At 69.5% G+C, this 19614-nt stretch carries 14 protein-coding genes and 1 pseudogene; 9 read left to right on the top strand and 6 right to left on the bottom strand.

The window, feature by feature from the left end; all coding sequences use genetic code 11:
* The first annotated feature begins 68 nt into the window (after window positions 1-68).
* Window positions 69-3995, top strand: a complete 3927-nt coding sequence (locus J2S58_RS07500; RefSeq protein ID WP_205256082.1) for a DNA-directed RNA polymerase subunit beta' — start codon at window positions 69-71, stop codon at window positions 3993-3995.
* A gap of 133 nt (window positions 3996-4128) precedes the next feature.
* On the opposite strand, the gene J2S58_RS07495 is transcribed toward J2S58_RS07500, so the two are convergent.
* A complete protein-coding gene (locus J2S58_RS07495; RefSeq protein ID WP_205255922.1) occupies window positions 4129-4794 on the bottom strand; it encodes a Rieske (2Fe-2S) protein in 666 nt (221 codons plus the stop codon).
* Window positions 4795-5009: 215 nt separating this feature from the next.
* Here J2S58_RS07495 and J2S58_RS07490 point away from each other — a divergent pair, with 215 nt between their 5' ends.
* From J2S58_RS07490 to J2S58_RS07480, 3 genes are read left to right on the top strand one after another with little or no spacing between them, the layout of a single operon-like run.
* Window positions 5010-5435, top strand: coding sequence for a hypothetical protein (locus tag J2S58_RS07490; RefSeq protein WP_240188476.1), 426 nt, complete (start codon window positions 5010-5012; stop codon window positions 5433-5435).
* The gene (locus J2S58_RS07485; RefSeq protein WP_306827526.1) at window positions 5432-5986 is read left to right on the top strand and encodes a sigma-70 family RNA polymerase sigma factor; all 555 of its coding nucleotides are present in this window, start codon (window positions 5432-5434) and stop codon (window positions 5984-5986) included. Before J2S58_RS07490 ends, J2S58_RS07485 begins: the two co-directional genes overlap by 4 nt.
* The gene (locus tag J2S58_RS07480) at window positions 5983-6813 is read left to right on the top strand and encodes a zf-HC2 domain-containing protein (RefSeq protein WP_205255924.1); all 831 of its coding nucleotides are present in this window, start codon (window positions 5983-5985) and stop codon (window positions 6811-6813) included. Before J2S58_RS07485 ends, J2S58_RS07480 begins: the two co-directional genes overlap by 4 nt.
* A gap of 139 nt (window positions 6814-6952) precedes the next feature.
* Here J2S58_RS07480 and J2S58_RS07475 read toward each other — a convergent pair whose 3' ends face one another.
* The 5 genes and pseudogenes from J2S58_RS07475 to J2S58_RS07455 all read right to left on the bottom strand — a co-directional run bounded on the left by J2S58_RS07475 (window position 6953) and on the right by J2S58_RS07455 (window position 12841).
* Entirely contained in the window at window positions 6953-8473 is a 1521-nt protein-coding gene (locus J2S58_RS07475; protein ID WP_306827524.1) for a mannitol dehydrogenase family protein, read from the bottom strand.
* Window positions 8470-9363 (bottom strand): carbohydrate ABC transporter permease, encoded by an 894-nt coding sequence (locus J2S58_RS07470; RefSeq protein WP_205255925.1) that lies wholly within the window; start codon window positions 9361-9363, stop codon window positions 8470-8472. Before J2S58_RS07470 ends, J2S58_RS07475 begins: the two co-directional genes overlap by 4 nt.
* Window positions 9360-10304: a carbohydrate ABC transporter permease gene (locus J2S58_RS07465; protein ID WP_205255926.1), complete on the bottom strand. Its 945-nt coding sequence runs from the start codon at window positions 10302-10304 to the stop codon at window positions 9360-9362. Before J2S58_RS07465 ends, J2S58_RS07470 begins: the two co-directional genes overlap by 4 nt.
* A 199-nt stretch (window positions 10305-10503) precedes the next feature.
* Window positions 10504-11894 (bottom strand): annotated as a pseudogene (locus J2S58_RS07460) (ABC transporter substrate-binding protein).
* A 173-nt stretch (window positions 11895-12067) separates the two neighbouring features.
* Window positions 12068-12841 (bottom strand): DeoR/GlpR family DNA-binding transcription regulator, encoded by a 774-nt coding sequence (locus tag J2S58_RS07455; RefSeq protein ID WP_205255927.1) that lies wholly within the window; start codon window positions 12839-12841, stop codon window positions 12068-12070.
* Between the two features lie 1004 nt (window positions 12842-13845).
* On the opposite strand from J2S58_RS07455, the gene rpsL reads away from it, so the two are divergent.
* The 5 genes from rpsL (at window position 13846) to J2S58_RS07430 (ending at window position 19513) form a co-directional block, all read left to right on the top strand.
* On the top strand, window positions 13846-14220 hold the full coding sequence (rpsL, locus tag J2S58_RS07450) for a 30S ribosomal protein S12 (protein ID WP_205255928.1): 375 nt from the start codon (window positions 13846-13848) through the stop codon (window positions 14218-14220).
* Entirely contained in the window at window positions 14220-14690 is a 471-nt protein-coding gene (gene rpsG / locus J2S58_RS07445) for a 30S ribosomal protein S7 (protein WP_205255929.1), read from the top strand. The genes rpsL and rpsG overlap by 1 nt, the downstream gene beginning before the upstream one ends.
* Before the next feature lie 161 nt (window positions 14691-14851).
* Entirely contained in the window at window positions 14852-16948 is a 2097-nt protein-coding gene (fusA, locus tag J2S58_RS07440; RefSeq protein ID WP_205255930.1) for an elongation factor G, read from the top strand.
* 259 nt (window positions 16949-17207) lie between these two features.
* Entirely contained in the window at window positions 17208-18401 is a 1194-nt protein-coding gene (gene tuf, locus J2S58_RS07435) for an elongation factor Tu (protein ID WP_205255931.1), read from the top strand.
* Window positions 18402-18535: 134 nt separating this feature from the next.
* Window positions 18536-19513, top strand: coding sequence for a DUF808 domain-containing protein (locus tag J2S58_RS07430; RefSeq protein ID WP_205255932.1), 978 nt, complete (start codon window positions 18536-18538; stop codon window positions 19511-19513).
* Window positions 19514-19614 lie beyond the last annotated feature (101 nt).

Raw genomic sequence — 19614 nt, 5'->3', positions numbered from 1 at the left:
CCGGCACCGCACCACGGTGTCGCCCCGGACGGCCACCTGATATTTCGACAGACAGGGACGTGCCACCAGTGCTCGACGTCAACTTCTTCGACGAGTTGCGTATCGGCCTCGCCACCGCGGACGACATCCGCGCGTGGTCCCACGGCGAGGTCAAGAAGCCCGAGACCATCAACTACCGCACCCTCAAGCCGGAGAAGGACGGGCTCTTCTGCGAGAAGATCTTCGGCCCCACCCGCGACTGGGAGTGCGCCTGCGGCAAGTACAAGCGCGTCCGCTTCAAGGGCATCATCTGCGAGCGCTGCGGCGTCGAGGTCACCCGCGCCAAGGTGCGTCGTGAGCGGATGGGCCACATCGAGCTGGCCGCGCCGGTCACCCACATCTGGTACTTCAAGGGCGTCCCGTCCCGGTTGGGCTACCTGCTCGACCTGGCCCCCAAGGACCTCGAGAAGATCATCTACTTCGCCGCGTACCTGATCACCGGCGTCGACCTCGACCAGCGGCACAACGACCTGCCGACGATCGAGGCCGAGATGTCGGTCGAGCGCAAGAACCTCGAGAACCGGCGCGACGCCGACATCGACACCCGCGCCAAGAAGCTCGAGACCGATCTGGCCGAGCTCGAGGCCGAGGGGGCCAAGTCCGACGTGCGCCGCAAGGTGCGCGAGGGCGGCGAGCGCGAACAACGGCAGATCCGTGACCGCGCCCAGCGCGAGCTGGATCGCCTGGACGAGGTGCTGGACGTCTTCAAGAAGCTGTCCGTGCGGCAGCTGATCATCGACGAGGTCCTGTACCGCGAGCTGGAGGACCGCTTCGGCGACTACTTCACCGGCGGCATGGGTGCCGAGGCGTTGCAGAAGATCATCGCCGACTTCGACATCGACGCCGAGACCGAGTCGCTCCGCGACACGATCAAGAACGGCAAGGGTCAGCGCAAGATCCGCGCCATCAAGCGGCTGAAGGTCGTCGCGGCCTTCCAGATGACGCAGAACTCCCCGCTGGGCATGGTCCTGGACTGCGTCCCGGTCATCCCGCCGGAGCTGCGGCCCATGGTGCAGCTGGACGGTGGCCGCTTCGCGACCTCCGACCTCAACGACCTGTACCGCCGCGTCATCAACCGCAACAACCGCCTCAAGCGACTGATCGACCTCGGCGCCCCCGAGATCATCGTCAACAACGAGAAGCGGATGCTGCAGGAGGCCGTCGACGCCCTGTTCGACAACGGTCGTCGCGGCCGGCCGGTCACCGGCCCGGGCAACCGCCCGCTCAAGTCGCTGTCCGATCTGCTCAAGGGCAAGCAGGGCCGGTTCCGTCAGAACCTGCTCGGCAAGCGCGTCGACTACTCCGGCCGGTCGGTCATCGTCGTCGGCCCGCAGCTCAAGCTCCACCAGTGCGGCCTGCCCAAGCTGATGGCCCTCGAGCTGTTCAAGCCGTTCGTCATGAAGCGGCTGGTCGACCTGAACCACGCGCAGAACATCAAGTCCGCCAAGCGGATGGTCGAGCGCCAGCGCCCCCAGGTGTGGGACGTCCTCGAAGAGGTCATCGCCGCGCACCCGGTCATGCTGAACCGCGCGCCCACCCTGCACCGTCTGGGCATCCAGGCCTTCGAGCCGCAGCTCGTGGAGGGCAAGGCCATCCAGCTGCACCCGCTGGTCTGCGCGGCGTTCAACGCCGACTTCGACGGCGACCAGATGGCCGTGCACGTCCCGCTGTCCGCCGAGGCCCAGGCCGAGGCGCGGGTGCTGATGCTCTCGAGCAACAACATCCTGTCCCCGGGATCCGGCCGGCCGCTGGCCATGCCGTCCCTGGACCTCGTCACCGGGCTGTACTACCTGTGCGGGCTCGACCCGGACGGTAAGGGTGCCGGGCACGTGTTCTCGTCCAGCGCGGAGGCGATCATGGCGCTCGACGCCGGCCTGATCAGCCTGCGTGCCCCGATCAAGGTCCGGCTGCCCGGCTCGGTCGTCCCCTCGAAGGACGAGCTGGCCAAGCTGCCGGAGGACCACGAGGCCGGTGATCCGTGGATCGCCGAGACGACCCTGGGTCGCGTGCTGTTCAACGAGCTGCTGCCCACCGGGTACCCGTTCGTGAACGACGAGCTGCCCAAGAAGCGCCAGGCGCTGATCGTCAACGACATGGCCGAGCACTACCCCATGTCCGTGGTCGCGCAGACGCTGGACCGCCTGAAGGAGGCCGGTTTCCACTGGGCCACCCGCTCGGGCATGACCGTGGCCATCGGCGACGTCATCATTCCGGCGGCCAAGGGCGAGATCCTGGCCAAGTTCGACGTGCAGGCCGATCGGGTGGAGAAGGCGTACCAGCGCGGCAACCTCTCCCACGAGGAGCGCAACGACGACCTGGTGAAGATCTGGGAGGCGGCCACCAAGGAGATCGAGGAGGCCATCCCGCCGGCGTACCCGAAGGACAACCCGGTCTACACGCTGGTCGCCGCGGGTGCCGCCGGTAACTGGATCCAGGTCCGGTCGCTGGCCGGCATGAAGGGCGTGGTGGCCAACTCCAAGGGTCAGCAGATCCCGCGCCCCATCCGGTCCTCGTTCCGCGAGGGTCTGTCGGTGCTGGAGTACTTCATCAACACCCACTCCGCCCGCAAGGGTCTGGCCGACACCGCGCTGCGGACGGCGGAATCGGGCTACCTGACCCGTCGTCTGGTCGACGTCTCGCAGGACGTCATCGTCCGCGAGTCGGACTGTGGCACCGAGCGGGGCGTGGCCCTGCCGCTGACCGAGACCTCGGTCGACGGTGTGCTGCGGCCCAGCGAGTTCCTGGAGACCTCGATCTTCGGCCGCACGCTGGCCGTCGACCTGGTCACCGACTCGGGCGCCGTGGTCGTCCCGGCCGGGACGGACATGCGTGAGGAGCACGTCCGCGAGGCCATCGAGGCCGGTCTGCACAGCGCCAAGGTGCGTTCCGTGCTGACCTGCGAGGCGGCCATCGGCACCTGTGCGGTCTGCTACGGCCGCAGCCTGGCCACCGGCAACCTCGTCGACGTGGGTGAGGCGGTCGGCATCGTCGCCGCCCAGTCCATCGGCGAGCCCGGTACCCAGCTGACCATGCGGACCTTCCACACCGGGGCGGCGTCGGGTTCCTCCGACATCACCCAGGGTCTGCCGCGTGTGCAGGAGCTGTTCGAGGCCCGGATCCCCAAGGGCAAGGCGCCGATCGCCGACGCCGCCGGCCGGATCCGGATCGAGGACGCCGACAAGTTCGTGCGGATCGTCATCGTGCCGGACGACGGCAGCGAAGAGGTCGTGTACGACAAGCTGCCGAAGACGCAGCGGCTGGCCACCCTCACGGTGGACGGCAGCGAGCGTCTGCTGGTGGACGGCGACCACGTCGAGGTCGGTCAGCAGCTCCTCGAGGGCAACGTCGACCCGCACGAGGTGCTCCGCGTCATGGGCCCGCGCCAGGTGCAGCTGCACCTGGTCCGTGAGGTCCAGGAGGTCTACCGCAGCCAGGGTGTGTCGATCCACGACAAGCACATCGAGGTCATCGTGCGGCAGATGCTGCGTCGCGTGACGATCATCGACTCGGGCTCCACGGAGTTCCTGCCCGGTGCCGTCATCGAGCGCAAGGAGTTCGAGGCGTCCAACCGTCGGGTGCTGGCCGAGGGTGGCGAGGCGGCCGCCGGTCGTCCCGCGCTCATGGGCATCACCAAGGCGTCGCTGGCCACCGATTCGTGGCTGTCGGCGGCCTCCTTCCAGGAGACGACCCGGGTGCTGACGGACGCGGCGATCAACGCCAAGTCCGACAAGCTCGTGGGCCTGAAGGAGAACGTGATCATCGGCAAGCTGATCCCGGCCGGGACCGGCATCGCGCGGTACCGCGACATCGCGGTGCAGCCGACCGAGGAGGCTCGGGCCGCGGCCTACAGCCTGCCCACGTTCGACGACACCTACTACGGTGCGGACACCTTCGGGGTCGCCGCCGGCACGGCCGTGCCGCTGGACGACTTCGACATGGGTCGCGACTACCGCTGATCCGAGCGGTCGGCGGCGTCCACCGGACACCGCCGACCGGGATGTCCTGCAGTGCAGAACGGCCCGGTTCCCTCAGGGGAGCCGGGCCGTTCTGCGTTCTCGGGGTGCCTGCCGTGGTCACGGCCGGACGGGGTTAGCTCGCGACGACCTGCCCGCCCTCGACCGTCACGGCGAACGCCGGTAGGGCGGTCTTGGCCGGTCCCTTGGTGGCCGCCCCGGTGGCGGCGTCGAACACCGACCCGTGGCACGGGCAGTCCAGCTCGGTGCCCGAGGCCGGCACGACGGTGCAGCCCTGGTGCGTGCAGATGGCGCTCCAGGCGACCGCGGAGCCCTCGGTGGGCTGCGCGATGATGATCGGCGAACCATCGGGCGCGGTCGCGGAGACCGAGCCGCCCACCGGAACGTCCGCCAGGGCCACGATCCCACTCACCGGTGCCGCGCTGCTGGCGGAGCTCGACGCGGCACTGGTGGCCGCACTGCTGGCCGCCGAGGTGGCCGCGCTGCTGGACGGGGCCGCGCTGCTCGCCGAGCTCGCGGCGGAACTCGCCGCGGACGTCGCCGCGGCGGAGGTGGCCGCCGGGGAGCTGGCGGCGGTGGTCGCGGACGACCCGCAGGCGGCCAGGAAGGCCGCGCCGGCACCGGCGCCGGCCACCTGGAGGGCGCGACGACGGGTGGTGCCGTTCCGGGCGGCGCCGGCGGAGTGGGCGTCGCAACCCTGGCATGCGCATGCGGCCGGGGCAGTGCCGTTCGGGACGGGGTCGGTGGCGGACGGGGGGAGGACCTGCGGCGTGGTGGTCATGCCCTGTCCTACGTCGAACAGACCCGTTTGGGTTCACCCGGAGGGAATTCCCCGCCGGATTCACAGGGATCCGTGGTCTGCTCGGCCCGGGGGCGGTCCGGTGGCACAGGGCTGACTGAACCCTTTCGCCGCGCTCGGCGTGACTCCTGTGGGGTCCGGTCGTCCGCTGCGACCGAGCGAACGACCGACCAGAACACCGATCGCAGGAGCGTCCGATGAGTGTGCGTAGCCGAACCACAGATGCCCCGGTGAGCTTCGAGGCCATGCCGCTGGCCGGGGTGCTCCGGGGGCTGACCTCCGCGGGTGTCCTGCTGTCCGCGGTGGTCCACCTGTACCTGTACGCCGCCGACGGATACGACAGCATCGACGTCGTCGGCCCGATGTTCCTCGTCAACGCCGTCGCCGGTCTGGTGATCGGCGTCCTGCTGCTGATCTGGCGGTCGTGGATCCCGCTATTCCTGGCCGCCGGCTTCGGCGCCGCCACCCTGGGTGCCTACATCCTGTCGGCCACCATCGGCTTCTTCGGGGTGAACTCCCAGATCATGGGGGTCAACGAATGGCTGGGGGCGGTGTCCGAGGCGGTCGCGCTGATCGGTGGCATCGCCGGGATCCTGCTGGAACGGCGGACCCGGGCGTCGTGACCGGTCGGCCGCGGCGTGCGCCCGCCGCCCCGGCGCCGGCTCGTCCGGACGCCGAGGGCGAGCTGCTGCGCGCGCTGCACGCCGACCACGCCGGGGCCCTGTGGGCGTATGCGCTGCAGCTCACCGGCGGTGACCGCGCCCGGTCCGAGGACGTGGTGCAGGAAACGCTGCTGCGGGCCTGGCGCCGGCCGGAGGTGCTGGAGCAGCAGGACAGGTCCGCCCGCTCCTGGCTCTTCACCGTGGCCCGCAACATCGTGGTCGACGAGTGGCGGGCGGCGCAGCGTCGGCCACTGAGCCTGCCCGGGGACATCCCCGAACGGGGGGAGCCGGACGGCGCGGACGCGGCCCTGGAATCCCTGCTCGTCGCCCAGGCGTTGCGCCGGCTCAGCGCGGAGCACCGGGCCGTGCTGCTCGAGTGCTACTACCGCGGGTGCACCGCGGCGCAGGCCGCGCACCGGCTGGGCATCCCGGTCGGCACGGTGAAGTCCCGTCTGCACTACGGCCTGCACGCGCTGCGGCTGGCTCTTCAGGAACTGGGGGTGGTCACATGAGCGGCGACTGGCTCCCTCCCGGGAGCGGGGGAGCGGACGGGACCGGCCCGGACGGCGCCCTCGGGCGGGACGGCGGACACGGAACCGGGAGTGCACACGGGTTCGACGGTGCGCACGGGTTCGACGGTGCGCACGGCCACGACGGCGCACACGGCGCGCACAGCTACGACGATGCGGCCTACGTGCTGGGGGCCCTCGACCCGGCCGAGCGACAGCGCTTCGAGCGGCACCTGCTCGACTGTGCCGCCTGCAGCGACGCCGTGCAGCGGCTGGCCGGAGTGGCCGGGCTGCTCGCCCACACCGGTCACGACGGGCTCGCCGCCGTCCAGGGCCGGGGACCGGACGAGCCGCCGCCCGGGCTGCTCCCCGGCCTGCTGGCGCGGGTCGATCTGCTCCGGCACCGGCGGCGGCGCCGGGTGGTCCTGCTGGCCGCGGCGGCGGTGCTCGCCGTCGGCGCGGGCATCGGCACCGCGGTGGCGCTCGACGGACCGGACCCCGTCCCACCGGTGGCCGGGTCGGTCCGGACGGTGGAGCTGTCCGCGGTGTCCGGCGCTCCGCTGGTGGCGGAGGTGGCGTTGACCTCCCGACCCTGGGGGACGGGCGTGCAGGTCACCTGCCGCTACACCGATTCCGGTGGTGACCCGTCCGTGCCCTACGACCTCGTGGTCATCGGCACCGACGGCCGCACCGAGCAGGCCGGCTCCTGGCTGGGTCTGGCCGGGGCGGAGGCGACGGTGGACGGGGCGACCACGTTGACCACCGAGGACATCGCGGCGGTCGAGGTGCGCCTGGCCGACGGGCGGACCGTGCTGCGTGGGAGTCCCTGAGGCCCCGGCGACGGACCGACCCCCACCCCGGCGGCCGGACCCGGTCCGACCCCGGAACGAGGTCGCCCCCCGGTGCGGTGGGGGGTCCGCGCCGAGGGGCGAGTCGTGAGCGGCCGAAGGGCACGCCGGATGGACGGGGTCAGCGGCCGGCGAGCGCCTCCAGGGTGGCCCGGGAGCCCCGCGTGTGCAGGGAGTCCAGCGCCCAGAGGTAGGCCTCGACGAAGCGCTCGTCGTCGATGAGGTCGCCGAACAGCTCCCGGTTGCGCAGGAAGGCCAACGGATCGTCCTGCTGGGTGCGGGCCACGGCGACCAGGCTGTCCCGCAACCGGTCCACGACGGTGATGGGCTCACCCTGCTCGTCCACCGCCTCGGCGTACCGGGCCCAGCTGGCCACGATGGCCGCCGACCGCCGGATCTCGCCGCCGTCCCGCAGGTTCTCCACGATGACCGGGACGAGCCACTTGGGGATGCGGTCCGAGCTCTCCGCGCACAGCCGGGCGACGGTGTCCCGGACCTGGGCGTTGGAGAACCGGCGCACCGCCTCGTGCTGGTAGACGTCCATGTCCACGCCGGGCACCGGGGCCAGGGTGGGCGCGGCCTCGCGGCTCATGTACGCGAGCAGGAAGTCGGCGAACAGCGGGTCCTGGCAGACGTCGTGCACGAGCCGGTAGCCGGCCAGGTAGCCGAAGTAGCAGAGCCCCTGGTGACTGGCATTGAGGTTGCGCAACTTCATGAGCTCGTAGGGCTCGACGTCCTGCACGACCTGGACGCCGGCATCCTCGTACGGCGGCCGGGCGGGGGCGTCGCCCTGCGGGGTGAAGGACTCCTCCAGGACCCACTGGGTGAACGGCTCGCACACCACGGGCCAGGCGTCACGGATGCCGAAGCGGTTCTCGATCTCGGCCCGGTCGTCGTCGGTGGTGACCGGGGTGATCCGATCGACCATCGAGTTCGGGAAGCGCACGTTGGCCTCCATCCAGTCCGCGAACTCCGCGTCGCGGAGCCGGGCGAAGGAGGTGAACATCTTGTGCGCCACGTGCCCGTTGCCCTGGATGTTGTCGCAGGACATCACCGTGAAGGGCGGGACGCCCCGTTCCCGGCGTCGGATCAGCGCCTCGACGACCAGCCCGAAAGTGGTCCGGGGGAGCGCGCCGGGAACGAGATCGGCGACCACGTCGGGGTTCTCGGCGTCGAACTCACCGGTGATCTGGTTGAAGTTGTAGCCGCCCTCGGTCACGGTGAGGGAGACGATGCGCGTGGCCGGGTCGGCCATCTTCTCCACCACGGCGTCCGGGTCGTCCGGGGCGAACAGGTACTCCACGATCGACCCGATGACCCGCGGTTCCCAGGTGCCGTCGGCGTCCTTGAGCACCAGGGTGTACAGGCAGTCCTGGGCGTCCATGACGTCCTTCATCCGCTTGTCGTGCGGCAGCACGCCGACCCCGCAGATGCCCCAGTCCAGGGCTTCGCCGGAGTTCATCAACCGGTCCAGGTACATGGCCTGGTGGGCCCGGTGGAAGCCGCCCACGCCGAAGTGGACGATCCCGGTGGTGACCTGGCTGCGGTCGTAGGTCGGGACGGGGACGGTGGCACCGATGGCGGCCAGACCGGCCGTGTCCAGGTCGGTGACTGCTGTGTTCGCAGTGGTGCTACCGGTCACTTCACGGCTCCCAGGGACAGGCCCTGGACCAGCTTGTCCTGGGCGGCGAAACCGGCGATCAGCACCGGCAGGGAGACGATTGTGGCAGCCGCGCTCACCTGGGCCAGGAACAGGCCCTGGGAGGTCACGAAGCCGGTGAGGAACACCGGAGCGGTGCCGGCCACCGTGCCGGTCAGGGACTTGGCGAACAGCAGCTCGTTCCAGCTGAAGATGAAGCAGATCAGCGCGGTGGCGGCGATGCCCGGGGCGGCGATCGGGGCGACGACCCGGCGCAGGGTCAGCAGCAGCCCGGCGCCGTCCAGCGAGGCGGCCTCGAACAGGGCCGGCGGGATGTCGGCCAGGAAGGAGCGCATCATCCAGATCGCGATGGGCAGGTTCATCGCCGTGTACAGCAGGATCAGGAACCAGATGTTGTCCAGCAGGCCGATGTTCTGGGCGATGATGTAGATCGGCAGCAGGCCGGCCACCGCGGGCAGCATCTTGGTGGACAGGAAGAAGAACATCACGTCCGTCCACTTGCGCACCGGCTTCACCGAGAGCGCGTAGGCGGCCGGGATGGCCAGGCACAGCACGATGAGCGTCGAGATGATCGACGCGGTGGCCGAGTTGATCAGCGGCGGCCACGGGTTGATGCCGGTGGAACCGAAGAACTTGTCGTAGTTCTCCAGGGTCAGCGGGGCGAACACCTGCGGGCGCTGCGCGCCGGCCTGGGCCTCGCTGTGGAAGCTGGTCAGGATCATCCAGGCGACCGGCAGGACGAAGATCAGGCCGATGATCCAGGCGGCGATGCCCGCGAAGGCCGAACCCGCCTTGGAGCCCGAGGAGCGTCCGGGCTTGCTCCTGGTCGTCGCGGTGGGCGGGGTGACCGGGGTGGCTGCGGTGGTGGTCATCGGGTGCTCTCCTCGCGGAACAGGCTGGACACGGTGCGCAGCGCGAAGGTGGCGATGATGATCGAGCCGATCACCACGATGACCCCCTGCGCGGAGGCCAGGCCGTAGTCCTGGGCGTTGAACACGGTGGTGTAGATCGTGTACGGCAGGTTCGCGGTGCCCAGCGAGCCGGACGTGATGGTGAAGACCGAGTCGAAGTTCTGGACGATGTAGATGGTCCCCAGCAGACCGGCGAGCTCCAGGTACTGGCGCATGTGCGGCATCGTGATGTTGGCGAACGTCTGCCACGGGCTGGCGCCGTCGACCGCGGCGGCCTCGAGCACGTCACCGGGGCGGGACTGCAGGCCGGCCAGCAGGATCAGCGTCATGAACGGCGTCCACTGCCAGATCAGCTGGATCTCCACCGAGATGAGCGGGAACTCCGTCAGCCACACCGGCACCGGCGGGGTGGTGTCGCCGAACAGGCCCCAGATCCACGAGATGACACCGTTGATCAGGCCGGAGGTGGGGTTGAAGATGCCGTGCTTGAAGAACAGGGCGGCGGCCACCGGGACGACCAGGAACGGCGTGATCATCAGCGTCCGGACGATGCCGCGGCCGATGAACTTCCGGTTGAGCAGCAGGGCGATGCCCAGGCCCAGCACCAGGGACACCAGGACCACGGTGACCGTCAACAGGATGGTGGTGAACACCGACTGGCGCAGCCCCGAGTCCTTGAAGACGTTCACGAAGTTGTCGAACCCGGCGAAGCTGCGGGTGTCGGGGGAGTAGGCCTGCCAGTCCAGGAACGAGATGACCAGGGTGGCCACGAAGGGCAGCTGGGTCATCACGATGGTGAAGATCAGGGCAGGCAGCAGCGGACCCCGCCGTACCCACCCCTCCTTCTTGGCTGCCTTCTGCGCGTGGCGCGCAGCCGGATCGTCGACGGTGGTGGCGGTCATGCCGGGTCCTTCCGGGAGGGGGCGGGCACGTGGTGTCCGGGGTGGAGCGGGGGTGACCCGGCCCGCGCCGGGCCGGCGTCGCGCGCCGGCGGGCGGCAGGGACACCTGCGGCCCGGTGCCCCGGCCCGGGGGTGCTGGACCCCCGGGCCGGGCGGGTGGGGCCGGCTGTCGGCCGACTCCCGGTGGTGCGGTGGCTGGGTCAGCCGGCGGCCTTGTACTTGTCGCCCACGGCCTGGGCGAGCTCCTGCCCGGTGTTCAGGGCTTCCTCGACGGTCGTCTGGCCGGCGATGGCTGCCGAGACATCCTGCGAGACACGCGTTCCCAGATCGGTGAACTCCGGGATGTCGACGAACTGGATGCCGACGGTCGGCCGGGGCTGGACGCCCGGGTTGGTCGGATCGGCGTTCTGGATGGCCTCCAGGGTGGCGTCGGCGAACGCACCGGCAGCCGCCTTGTAGTCCGCGTTCTCGTACAGCGACGCGCGCTTGCCGGCCGGGACCTTCGACCAGCCGAGCTTGGCGCCCACGAGCTCCTCGTACTTCTTGGAGGAGGCCCAGGAGATGAACTTCCAGGCGTTGTCGGCGTTGGTGGACTCTTCTCGATCGCCCACGACCAGGCGTACAGCCAGCCGGAGGACTTGGTCTCCTTGACCGGGGCCTGCGCGTAGCCGACCTTGCCCTTGACGGGCGAGTCGTCGGCCTCGAGGCTGCCGGCAGCCGAGGTGGCGTCGTACCACATGGCGACCTGGCTCTGCGTCATGGCGTTGAGGCACTCGGTGAATCCGGCCTGCGGGGCGCCGACCTCACCGTGCTCCTTGACCAGGTTGACGTAGAAGTTGGTGGCGTCGATGAACTCCTGCGAGTTGACCTTGGCCGTCCAGTCCTTCTCGAACCAGGTGCCGCCGAAGGTGTTGACCACGGTGGTCAGCGGGGCGAAGAGCTGGCCCCAGCCGGGAAGACCGCGCAGGCAGATGCCCTTCATGCCGGACTGGGCGCCGTCGGCCTTCGCGGCCAGATCGGCCACCTCGTCCCACGTCGGGTTGTTCGGCACGGTCAGGCCCTTGGCCTCCATGACGTCCTTGCGGTACATCAGGAAGGACGACTCGCCGTAGAACGGCTCGCCGTAGAGGAGGCCGTCCGGGCCCTTCAGGGAGGCCGTCATCGACGGGAAGATGTCGGCCTGGTTGAACTCGGTGTCCTTGTCCGAGTAGTCCTGCAGCGAGGTCAGCCAGCCGTTCTTCGAGTAGAACGGGATCTCGAAGTTGGACAGGGTGGCCACGTCGTACTGGCCGGACTGGTTGGTGAACTCCTGGGAGACCTTGTCGCGCAGGTCGTTCTCGGGGAGAACGGTGAACTGCACCTGGATGCCGGTCTCCTTGGTGAACTCCGGGGCCAGGTTCTGCAGGTCGACCATCTGCGGGTTGTTGACCATGAGGATGCGGACCGGGGCACCGGCGGCGGCGGTGCCGCTACCGCCCCCGGAGCTGGAGCCGCCGCCGGCTCCTCCACATGCGGCTGTGCCCAGGACCAACAGCGCGGCGGTGGCGCCGGCCATCAGTCGGGTGGGCGATCGGAACGGTGACACACGCATCGTGGGTCGTCCTTTCAACTCTGAGAGGGGCGGGGCCGTACGGGGTGGTGCGTGGTGCGGTGGTGCGGTGGTGCGTGGTGCCGGGTGGAACGGTCGAGCCGGTGGTGCGGGCAGCACGGAGCCACCGGCCCGGGGGCCGGGTGCCGACGTGCATGGGGTCGAGGGGTGGACGCCTACACCCGGATCACCTGGGGTCCGAGTGCGGAGTAGCGGTGCGCCTCGTGACTGGACAGACCCGTGTCGGTGACCAGGGTCTGGAAGTCCGAGACTTCGGCGAAGCGGCAGAAGCTGGACACGCCGAACTTGAGGTGGACCCCGACGAACACGCGCCGCCGGGACACCGACACGACCTTCGCCTTGACGGCGGAGACGGCCGGGTCGGGGGTGGTGAGCCCGCGGTCGCGGGTGATGCCGTTGGCCCCGAGGAACGCCAGGTCCACGACCAGGCCGGAGAGCATGTCGGTCGCCCAGTGGTCCACCGTGGCCAGCGTGCGTCCGCGGACCCGGCCGCCCAGCAGGATGACCGAGATGTGCGCGACCGGCGCCAGCAGGCCCGCGGCCGCCAGCGAGGACGTCACCACGGTGATCGGCCGGGAGACCTGGGCGAGCTGCTCGGCCACCAACTGCGGAGTGAAACCCTCGTCCACGTAGACGGTCTCGGCATCCCCGAGGAGATCCGCGGCGGCCACGGCGACCCGCCGCTTCTCGGCCACCCGGTGTTCGGAGCGATGGGCCAGGTTGGTCTCGAACCCTGCGCTCTCCACCGGGTACGCGCCGCCGTGGGTGCGGCGGAGCAGACCGTGTTCCTCCAGCACGCGCAGATCGCGACGGACCGTCTCCGCGGCGACGTCGAGCTGGACGGCGAGATCGGTGACGTCGATGTGGCCGGCGCCCCGGGCGTGGTCCAGGATCTGCCGCCGTCGTTCCTCGGCGTGTTTGGCCTGCATCCCACCCACCTCTCACCGCCGCGTCCGCTCTGGCGTGGCCGCGCCACCGGTTTCGTACCCGTTCCGGTGATGCCTGTAAGGAGTAACACCGGTCACACGAGGCGGTCGAGTCACATGTCCTTCACAGAGTGACCGATGTGTGACCGTTTTACCTCGCAAAGTGTCTGCTCCAGGCTCGGTCGGGCAACCGACCTCCCGGCGGGGCGCCCGATATGGGGTCGAGCCCGCCCGGATCGTGCCCGGACGGTGCCCGTCCCCACGCAGCCGGTGCCCGCTCGGGCGCCCGGTGTCCCCACCGCGCGATCGGCCGCGGTACTCCGGAACCGTCGAGCGGTCCGGCGCCCGGAGCGGTTCCGGGCCCGGGCGCAGGCCCGCCCCGGGGCGATGGGCCGGGGTGAGGAGCAGGGGTGAGGGGCCGGCTCGGGATGTCGGTCGAGGAGCTGGGACGGGGCGCATCCGGCACCCGGTCGGGTGGTCGGGGCAGGCGTGGGTGGAACGGGGGTATCCTGCGTAGTGGAAGTACCCAGTGCGCAGGTTCGGCGTGCTGCCCTCCTGACCGAGCTCGATCCGGTCGGCACCTGTCCGTCGGGTGTGGAGGGTCCGACACCGGACCGATCGCGACGCCGGCCGACGACCGCACAGCCCCCAGGGGTGGGTGCGGAGCCGGTTTCGGGCTCTCGCCGCGGTCACGCCGTCAATCGTTCCAGCGAACCGTGTTGCCCGCTCCGGCGGGACGGCGGTAGTCTTCAGAGCTGGCCCGGTTTACTGGGTGGTCGACGCATGCCTGGGAGCAGGTGCCCGCCCTCCGGGGGAGGTGCCCGGCTCGCCGGGTGTGCCGGTCCTCCGCACGGGGGTGTCGCCGGTGTCGAGCGGGAACGGATGTCCGCTCCCGTCGCCGGTCGCCCCGGACGGACGGCACCGGCCGACCCGCCGGCCCCACGCGCGACCCGCACCACCCTCATGACCTGAGCACGACCGTCACCAGGAAAGAAGCCGCCAGCACCATGCCCACGATCCAGCAGCTGGTCCGCAAGGGCCGCACCGACAAGGTGAGCAAGACCAAGACGCCGGCCCTCAAGGGGAGCCCGCAGCGTCGTGGTGTCTGCACCCGCGTCTACACGACCACCCCGAAGAAGCCCAACTCCGCGCTGCGCAAGGTCGCCCGTGTCCGGCTGACCAGCCAGGTCGAGGTCACCGCCTACATCCCCGGCGAGGGCCACAACCTGCAGGAGCACTCCATCGTGCTGGTGCGCGGCGGTCGCGTGAAGGACCTCCCCGGCGTCCGCTACAAGATCATCCGCGGCTCGCTGGACACCCAGGGCGTCAAGAACCGCAAGCAGGCTCGCAGCCGTTACGGCGCGAAGAAGGAGAAGAGCTAATGCCTCGCAAGGGTCCCGCACCGAAGCGACCGTTGGTCGCCGACCCGGTGTACAACTCCCCGCTGGTCACCCAGCTGGTGAACAAGGTCCTGCTGGACGGCAAGCGCTCCATCGCGCAGTCCATCGTCTACGGCGCCCTCGAGGGCTGCCGCGAGAAGTCGGGCACCGATCCGGTCGTCACCCTCAAGCGCGCGCTGGACAACGTCCGCCCCACCCTGGAGGTGCGCAGCCGTCGAGTCGGTGGCGCCACCTACCAGGTGCCGGTCGAGGTCCGCACCACCCGGCAGACCACCCTCGCGCTGCGCTGGTTGGTCGGCTACTCCAAGGCCCGTCGTGAGAAGACCATGACCGAGCGCCTGATGAACGAGCTGCTCGACGCTTCGAACGGCCTCGGCGCCGCGGTGAAGCGTCGCGAGGACACGCACAAGATGGCCGAGTCCAACAAGGCCTTCGCGCACTATCGCTGGTAACACCGCCGGGGACCCCGGCCCGGAGCGGCGAGTTCACTCGCCGTCCGGCCGGGGGTCACCCCCACCGGGGAACATCCACTCGGCGCTGAGCGCTGAACTGGTCGGCCGCCGTCATCTGGACGGGTCGGCCACCCACACACCTGAGACGAGGAAGACCGCACGTGGCATCCAACGCCCTCGACAAGGTCCGCAACATCGGGATCATGGCGCACATCGACGCGGGCAAGACCACCACGACCGAGCGCATCCTGTTCTACACCGGTATCACCTACAAGATCGGTGAGGTCCACGACGGCGCAGCCACCATGGACTGGATGGAGCAGGAGCAGGAGCGGGGGATCACCATCACCTCCGCCGCCACGACGACGTCGTGGAAGGGTCACAAGATCAACATCATCGACACCCCCGGGCACGTCGACTTCACGGTCGAGGTGGAGCGCTCGCTCCGCGTGCTCGACGGTGCCGTCGCGGTCTACGACGGTGTCGCCGGCGTCGAGCCGCAGACCGAGCAGGTCTGGCGGCAGGCGGAGAAGTACCACGTGCCGCGGATGTGCTTCGTCAACAAGCTCGACCGCACCGGCGCCGACTTCTTCCGCTGCGTGCAGATGATGATCGACCGGCTGAACGCCACTCCCGCGGTGCTGCAGATCCCGATCGGCTCCGAGGGCGACTTCATCGGCGTCGTCGACCTGCTGCAGATGCGCGCCCTCACCTGGCGTGGCGAGACCCAGAAGGGCGACGACTACGCCGTCGAGGAGATCCCGGCCGATCTGGCCGAGTCGGCCGCCGAGTGGCGCGAGAAGCTCATCGAGACGATCTCCGAGAACGACGACGAGGCCATGGAGGCCTACCTCGTCGGCGAGGAGCTCACCCTCGACCAGCTGAACGCGGCGATCCGCCGGGCGACCATCGCCGGCAAGGTCAACCCGGTCGTCACCGGCTCCGCCTTCAAGAACAAGGGTGTCCAGCCGATGCTGGACGCGGTGGTGGCGTACCTGCCCTCGCCGCTGGACATCGGCGCCGTGCACGGCACCCTGCAGGACGGCGAGACCCCCGTCGAGCGCGAGCCCGACGCCTCCGCGCCGTTCGCCGGTCTGGCGTTCAAGGTCGCGACCGACCCCCACCTGGGCAAGCTGACGTTCGTCCGGGTCTACTCGGGCACGTTGCAGTCCGGCACGCAGGTGATCAACTCGATCAAGGACCGCAAGGAGCGGATCGGGAAGATCTACCAGATGCACGCCAACAAGCGGGAGGAGCTCTCGAGCGTCTCCGCAGGCGACATCTGCGCCGTGATGGGTCTCAAGCAGACCACCACCGGTGAGACCCTCTGCGATCCGGCGAACCCGGTGGTCCTGGAGTCGATGAGCTTCCCCGAGCCCGTCATCTCCGTGGCCATCGAGCCGAAGACCAAGAGCGACCAGGAGAAGCTGGGTACCGCCATCCAGAAGCTGGCCGAGGAGGATCCGACCTTCAAGGTGCAGAACGACGAGGAGACCGGTCAGACGGTCATCTCGGGCATGGGTGAGCTGCACCTGGACATCCTGGTCGACCGCATGCGGCGTGAGTTCAACGTCGAGGCGAACATCGGCAAGCCGCAGGTCGCGTACCGCGAGACCATCCGCGGCACCGTCGAGAAGTACGGCTACACCCACAAGAAGCAGACCGGTGGATCCGGGCAGTTCGCCAAGATCCAGATCACGGTCGAGCCGCTGGACATGGCCACCTCCGAGGGTGCGACGTACGAGTTCGTCAACGCGGTGTCCGGTGGTCGCATCCCGCGGGAGTACATCCCGTCGGTCGACGCCGGTGCCCAGGACTCGCTGCAGTACGGCGTGCTCGCCGGGTACCCGATGCTCGGGGTCAAGCTGACCCTGGTCGACGGTGCCTACCACGAGGTCGACTCCTCGGAGATGGCGTTCAAGATCGCCGGTTCCATCGCCATGAAGGAAGCGGCCCGGCTCGCCCGGCCGGTCCTGCTCGAGCCGATGATGGCCGTCGAGGTCGTCACGCCCGAGGACAACATGGGCGACGTGATCGGTGACCTGAACTCCCGCCGTGGGCAGATCCAGGGTATGGACGAGCGCGCGGGTGCCCGCGTGGTCACCGCCCTGGTCCCGCTCTCGGAGATGTTCGGCTACGTGGGCGACCTGCGGTCCAAGACCGCCGGCCGTGCGTCGTACTCGATGGTGTTCGACTCCTACGCCGAGGTTCCCGCGAACGTGGCGAAGGAAGTGATCGCGAAGGCGACGGGCGAGTGAGCTGACGGAGACGTCTGCTCCTTGTTCCACCCTCGCGTCATCCAGCAGTGCGCTGCCCCGGCAGCAGGGGTGACGGGACGGCCCACCGTGGTCGTCCCGTTACCCTCCACAGTCGTGACGGGGTTTCCCGTCCCGGGTCCGGCATCGAAATGGTGGTGCCGGTCCAGATCCACCCACCAACGCCCTGACGACCTGAATCAGCACGATCAGAGAACGACAGTCGCAAGGCGCAACAGCATGAGTCCTGAGGAGGACAGCAGTGGCGAAGGCGAAGTTCGACCGGAGTAAGCCGCACGTCAACATCGGCACCATCGGTCACGTCGACCATGGCAAGACGACGCTGACGGCGGCCATCACGAAGGTCCTGGCCGACAAGTACCCGAACCTGAACCAGGCTTCGGCGTTCGACCAGATCGACAAGGCTCCCGAAGAGCGTCAGCGCGGCATCACCATCAACATCGCGCACGTGGAGTACCAGACCGAGAAGCGTCACTACGCCCACGTGGACGCCCCCGGCCACGCGGACTACATCAAGAACATGATCACCGGTGCCGCTCAGATGGACGGCGCGATCCTCGTGGTCGCGGCGACCGACGGCCCGATGCCGCAGACCAAGGAGCACGTGCTCCTGGCCCGCCAGGTCGGCGTGCCCTACATCCTGGTCGCGCTGAACAAGTCGGACATGGTGGACGACGAGGAGATCCTGGAGCTCGTCGAGCTCGAGGTCCGCGAGCTGCTGTCGTCGCAGGACTTCGACGGCGACAACGCTCCGGTCGTGCGCACCTCCGGGCTCAAGGCTCTCGAGGGTGACCCGAAGTGGGTCGAGACCGTCGTCGAGCTGATGAACGCGGTGGACGAGTCCGTTCCGGATCCGGAGCGCGACACCGACAAGCCGTTCCTGATGCCCATCGAGGACGTCTTCACCATCACCGGCCGCGGCACCGTGGTGACCGGCAAGGTCGAGCGTGGCTCGATCAACGTCAACGCCACCGTCGAGATCGTCGGGATCAAGCCGAAGTCCTTCCAGACCACGGTCACCGGCATCGAGATGTTCCGCAAGCTGCTGGACTCGGCGACCGCCGGCGACAACGCCGGTCTGCTGCTGCGTGGCACCAAGCGCGAGGACGTCGAGCGCGGGCAGGTCGTCGTGAAGCCGGGTTCGATCACCCCGCACACCGAGTTCGAGGCTCAGGTCTACATCCTGGGCAAGGACGAGGGCGGGCGTCACACCCCCTTCTTCAACAACTACCGCCCGCAGTTCTTCTTCCGCACCACGGACGTCACCGGCGTCGTCACGCTGCCCGAGGGCACCGAGATGGTCATGCCCGGCGACACCACCGAGATGACGGTCTCGCTGATCCAGCCGATCGCCATCGAGGACGGCCTGCGTTTCGCCATCCGCGAGGGTGGGCGCACCGTCGGTGCCGGTTCGGTCACCAAGATCATCAAGTAGTCCCGTTCGCAGGCCCTGTGCCTGCTGCTCGGTCGAAGGGCCCCGTCACGGATCCGTGGCGGGGCCCTTTCGGCGTCTCCGGGGCGGGGACCGGGGTGTAGGGGACGACGCGTCCCGGATGTCACGACGGACCCATGACCGGACTCTTCGCTCTGCTGGACGATGTCGCGGCGATGGTCAAGCTGGCCGCGTCGTCCCTGGACGACATCGCCGCCGGCGCCGGTCGGGCCAGCGTCAAGGCGGCCGGGGTGGTCGTCGACGACGCCGCGGTGACCCCCCGGTACGTCCAGGGCCTCAAGCCGCAGCGGGAGTTGTCGATCATCGCGCGCATCGCGAAGGGGTCACTGCGCAACAAACTCCTGGTGATCCTGCCGATCGCCCTCCTGCTGAGTCAGTTCGCGCCGTTCCTGCTCACCCCGATCCTCATGGTCGGCGGGACGTACCTGTGCTTCGAGGGTGCGGAGAAGCTGTGGGAGAAGTTCTCCGGTCACGAGGAGAAGGCCCAGGAGTCGGGGGAGCGGTCGCCCGAGGACGCGGCCGCCCACGAGAAGCAGGTGGTCGCCGCGGCCACCCGCACCGACTTCATCCTCTCGGCCGAGATCATGGTGATCGCGCTCAACGAGGTCGCCGACCAGGGCCTGGTGTCCCGGGCGGTGATCCTGGTCGTGGTGGCCGTGCTGATCACCGCGCTGGTCTACGGCGCGGTCGCGCTCATCGTCAAGATGGACGACGCCGGGCTGGCCTTGGCGAAGCGTCCGGGTCGCGCGATCGCCGGCCTGGGGCGCGGCCTGGTGGCCGCCATGCCGATCGTGCTGGCCGTGCTGTCCTGGGTCGGGATGATCGCCATGCTCTGGGTCGGCGGGCACATCCTGCTGGTCGGCGCGGACGAACTGGGTCTGCACGCCCCGTACGGATGGGTGCACCACCTCGAGGTCGTCGTGCACGACGCCACCGGGGGGTTCGGCGTCATCCTCGGGTGGATCACCAACACCTTCTTCTCCGCGGTGCTGGGTGTCCTGGTCGGCGCCGTGGTGGTGACCGTGGTGCACCTGGTGGGTGCGCTGCGGGCTCGCCGGGCCGGGGTCGGGACTTGCGATGCCCGGGTGCACTGAGTACGCCCGGGCGCCGGAGGGTGACCTACGCGGCCCGAGTTGAAAGTCGGGCCCGATGTTTGGCATACTTCTCGGGTTGCCCTTTGACGGGCCGTGCTGTT

Origin of the sequence: Nakamurella flavida (assembly GCF_030811475.1) — a bacterium.
Lineage (GTDB): Bacteria > Actinomycetota > Actinomycetes > Mycobacteriales > Nakamurellaceae > Nakamurella > Nakamurella flavida.
Note: the sequence above shows the minus strand (reverse complement) of the source record. Positions and strands in the feature narration are given on the sequence as shown.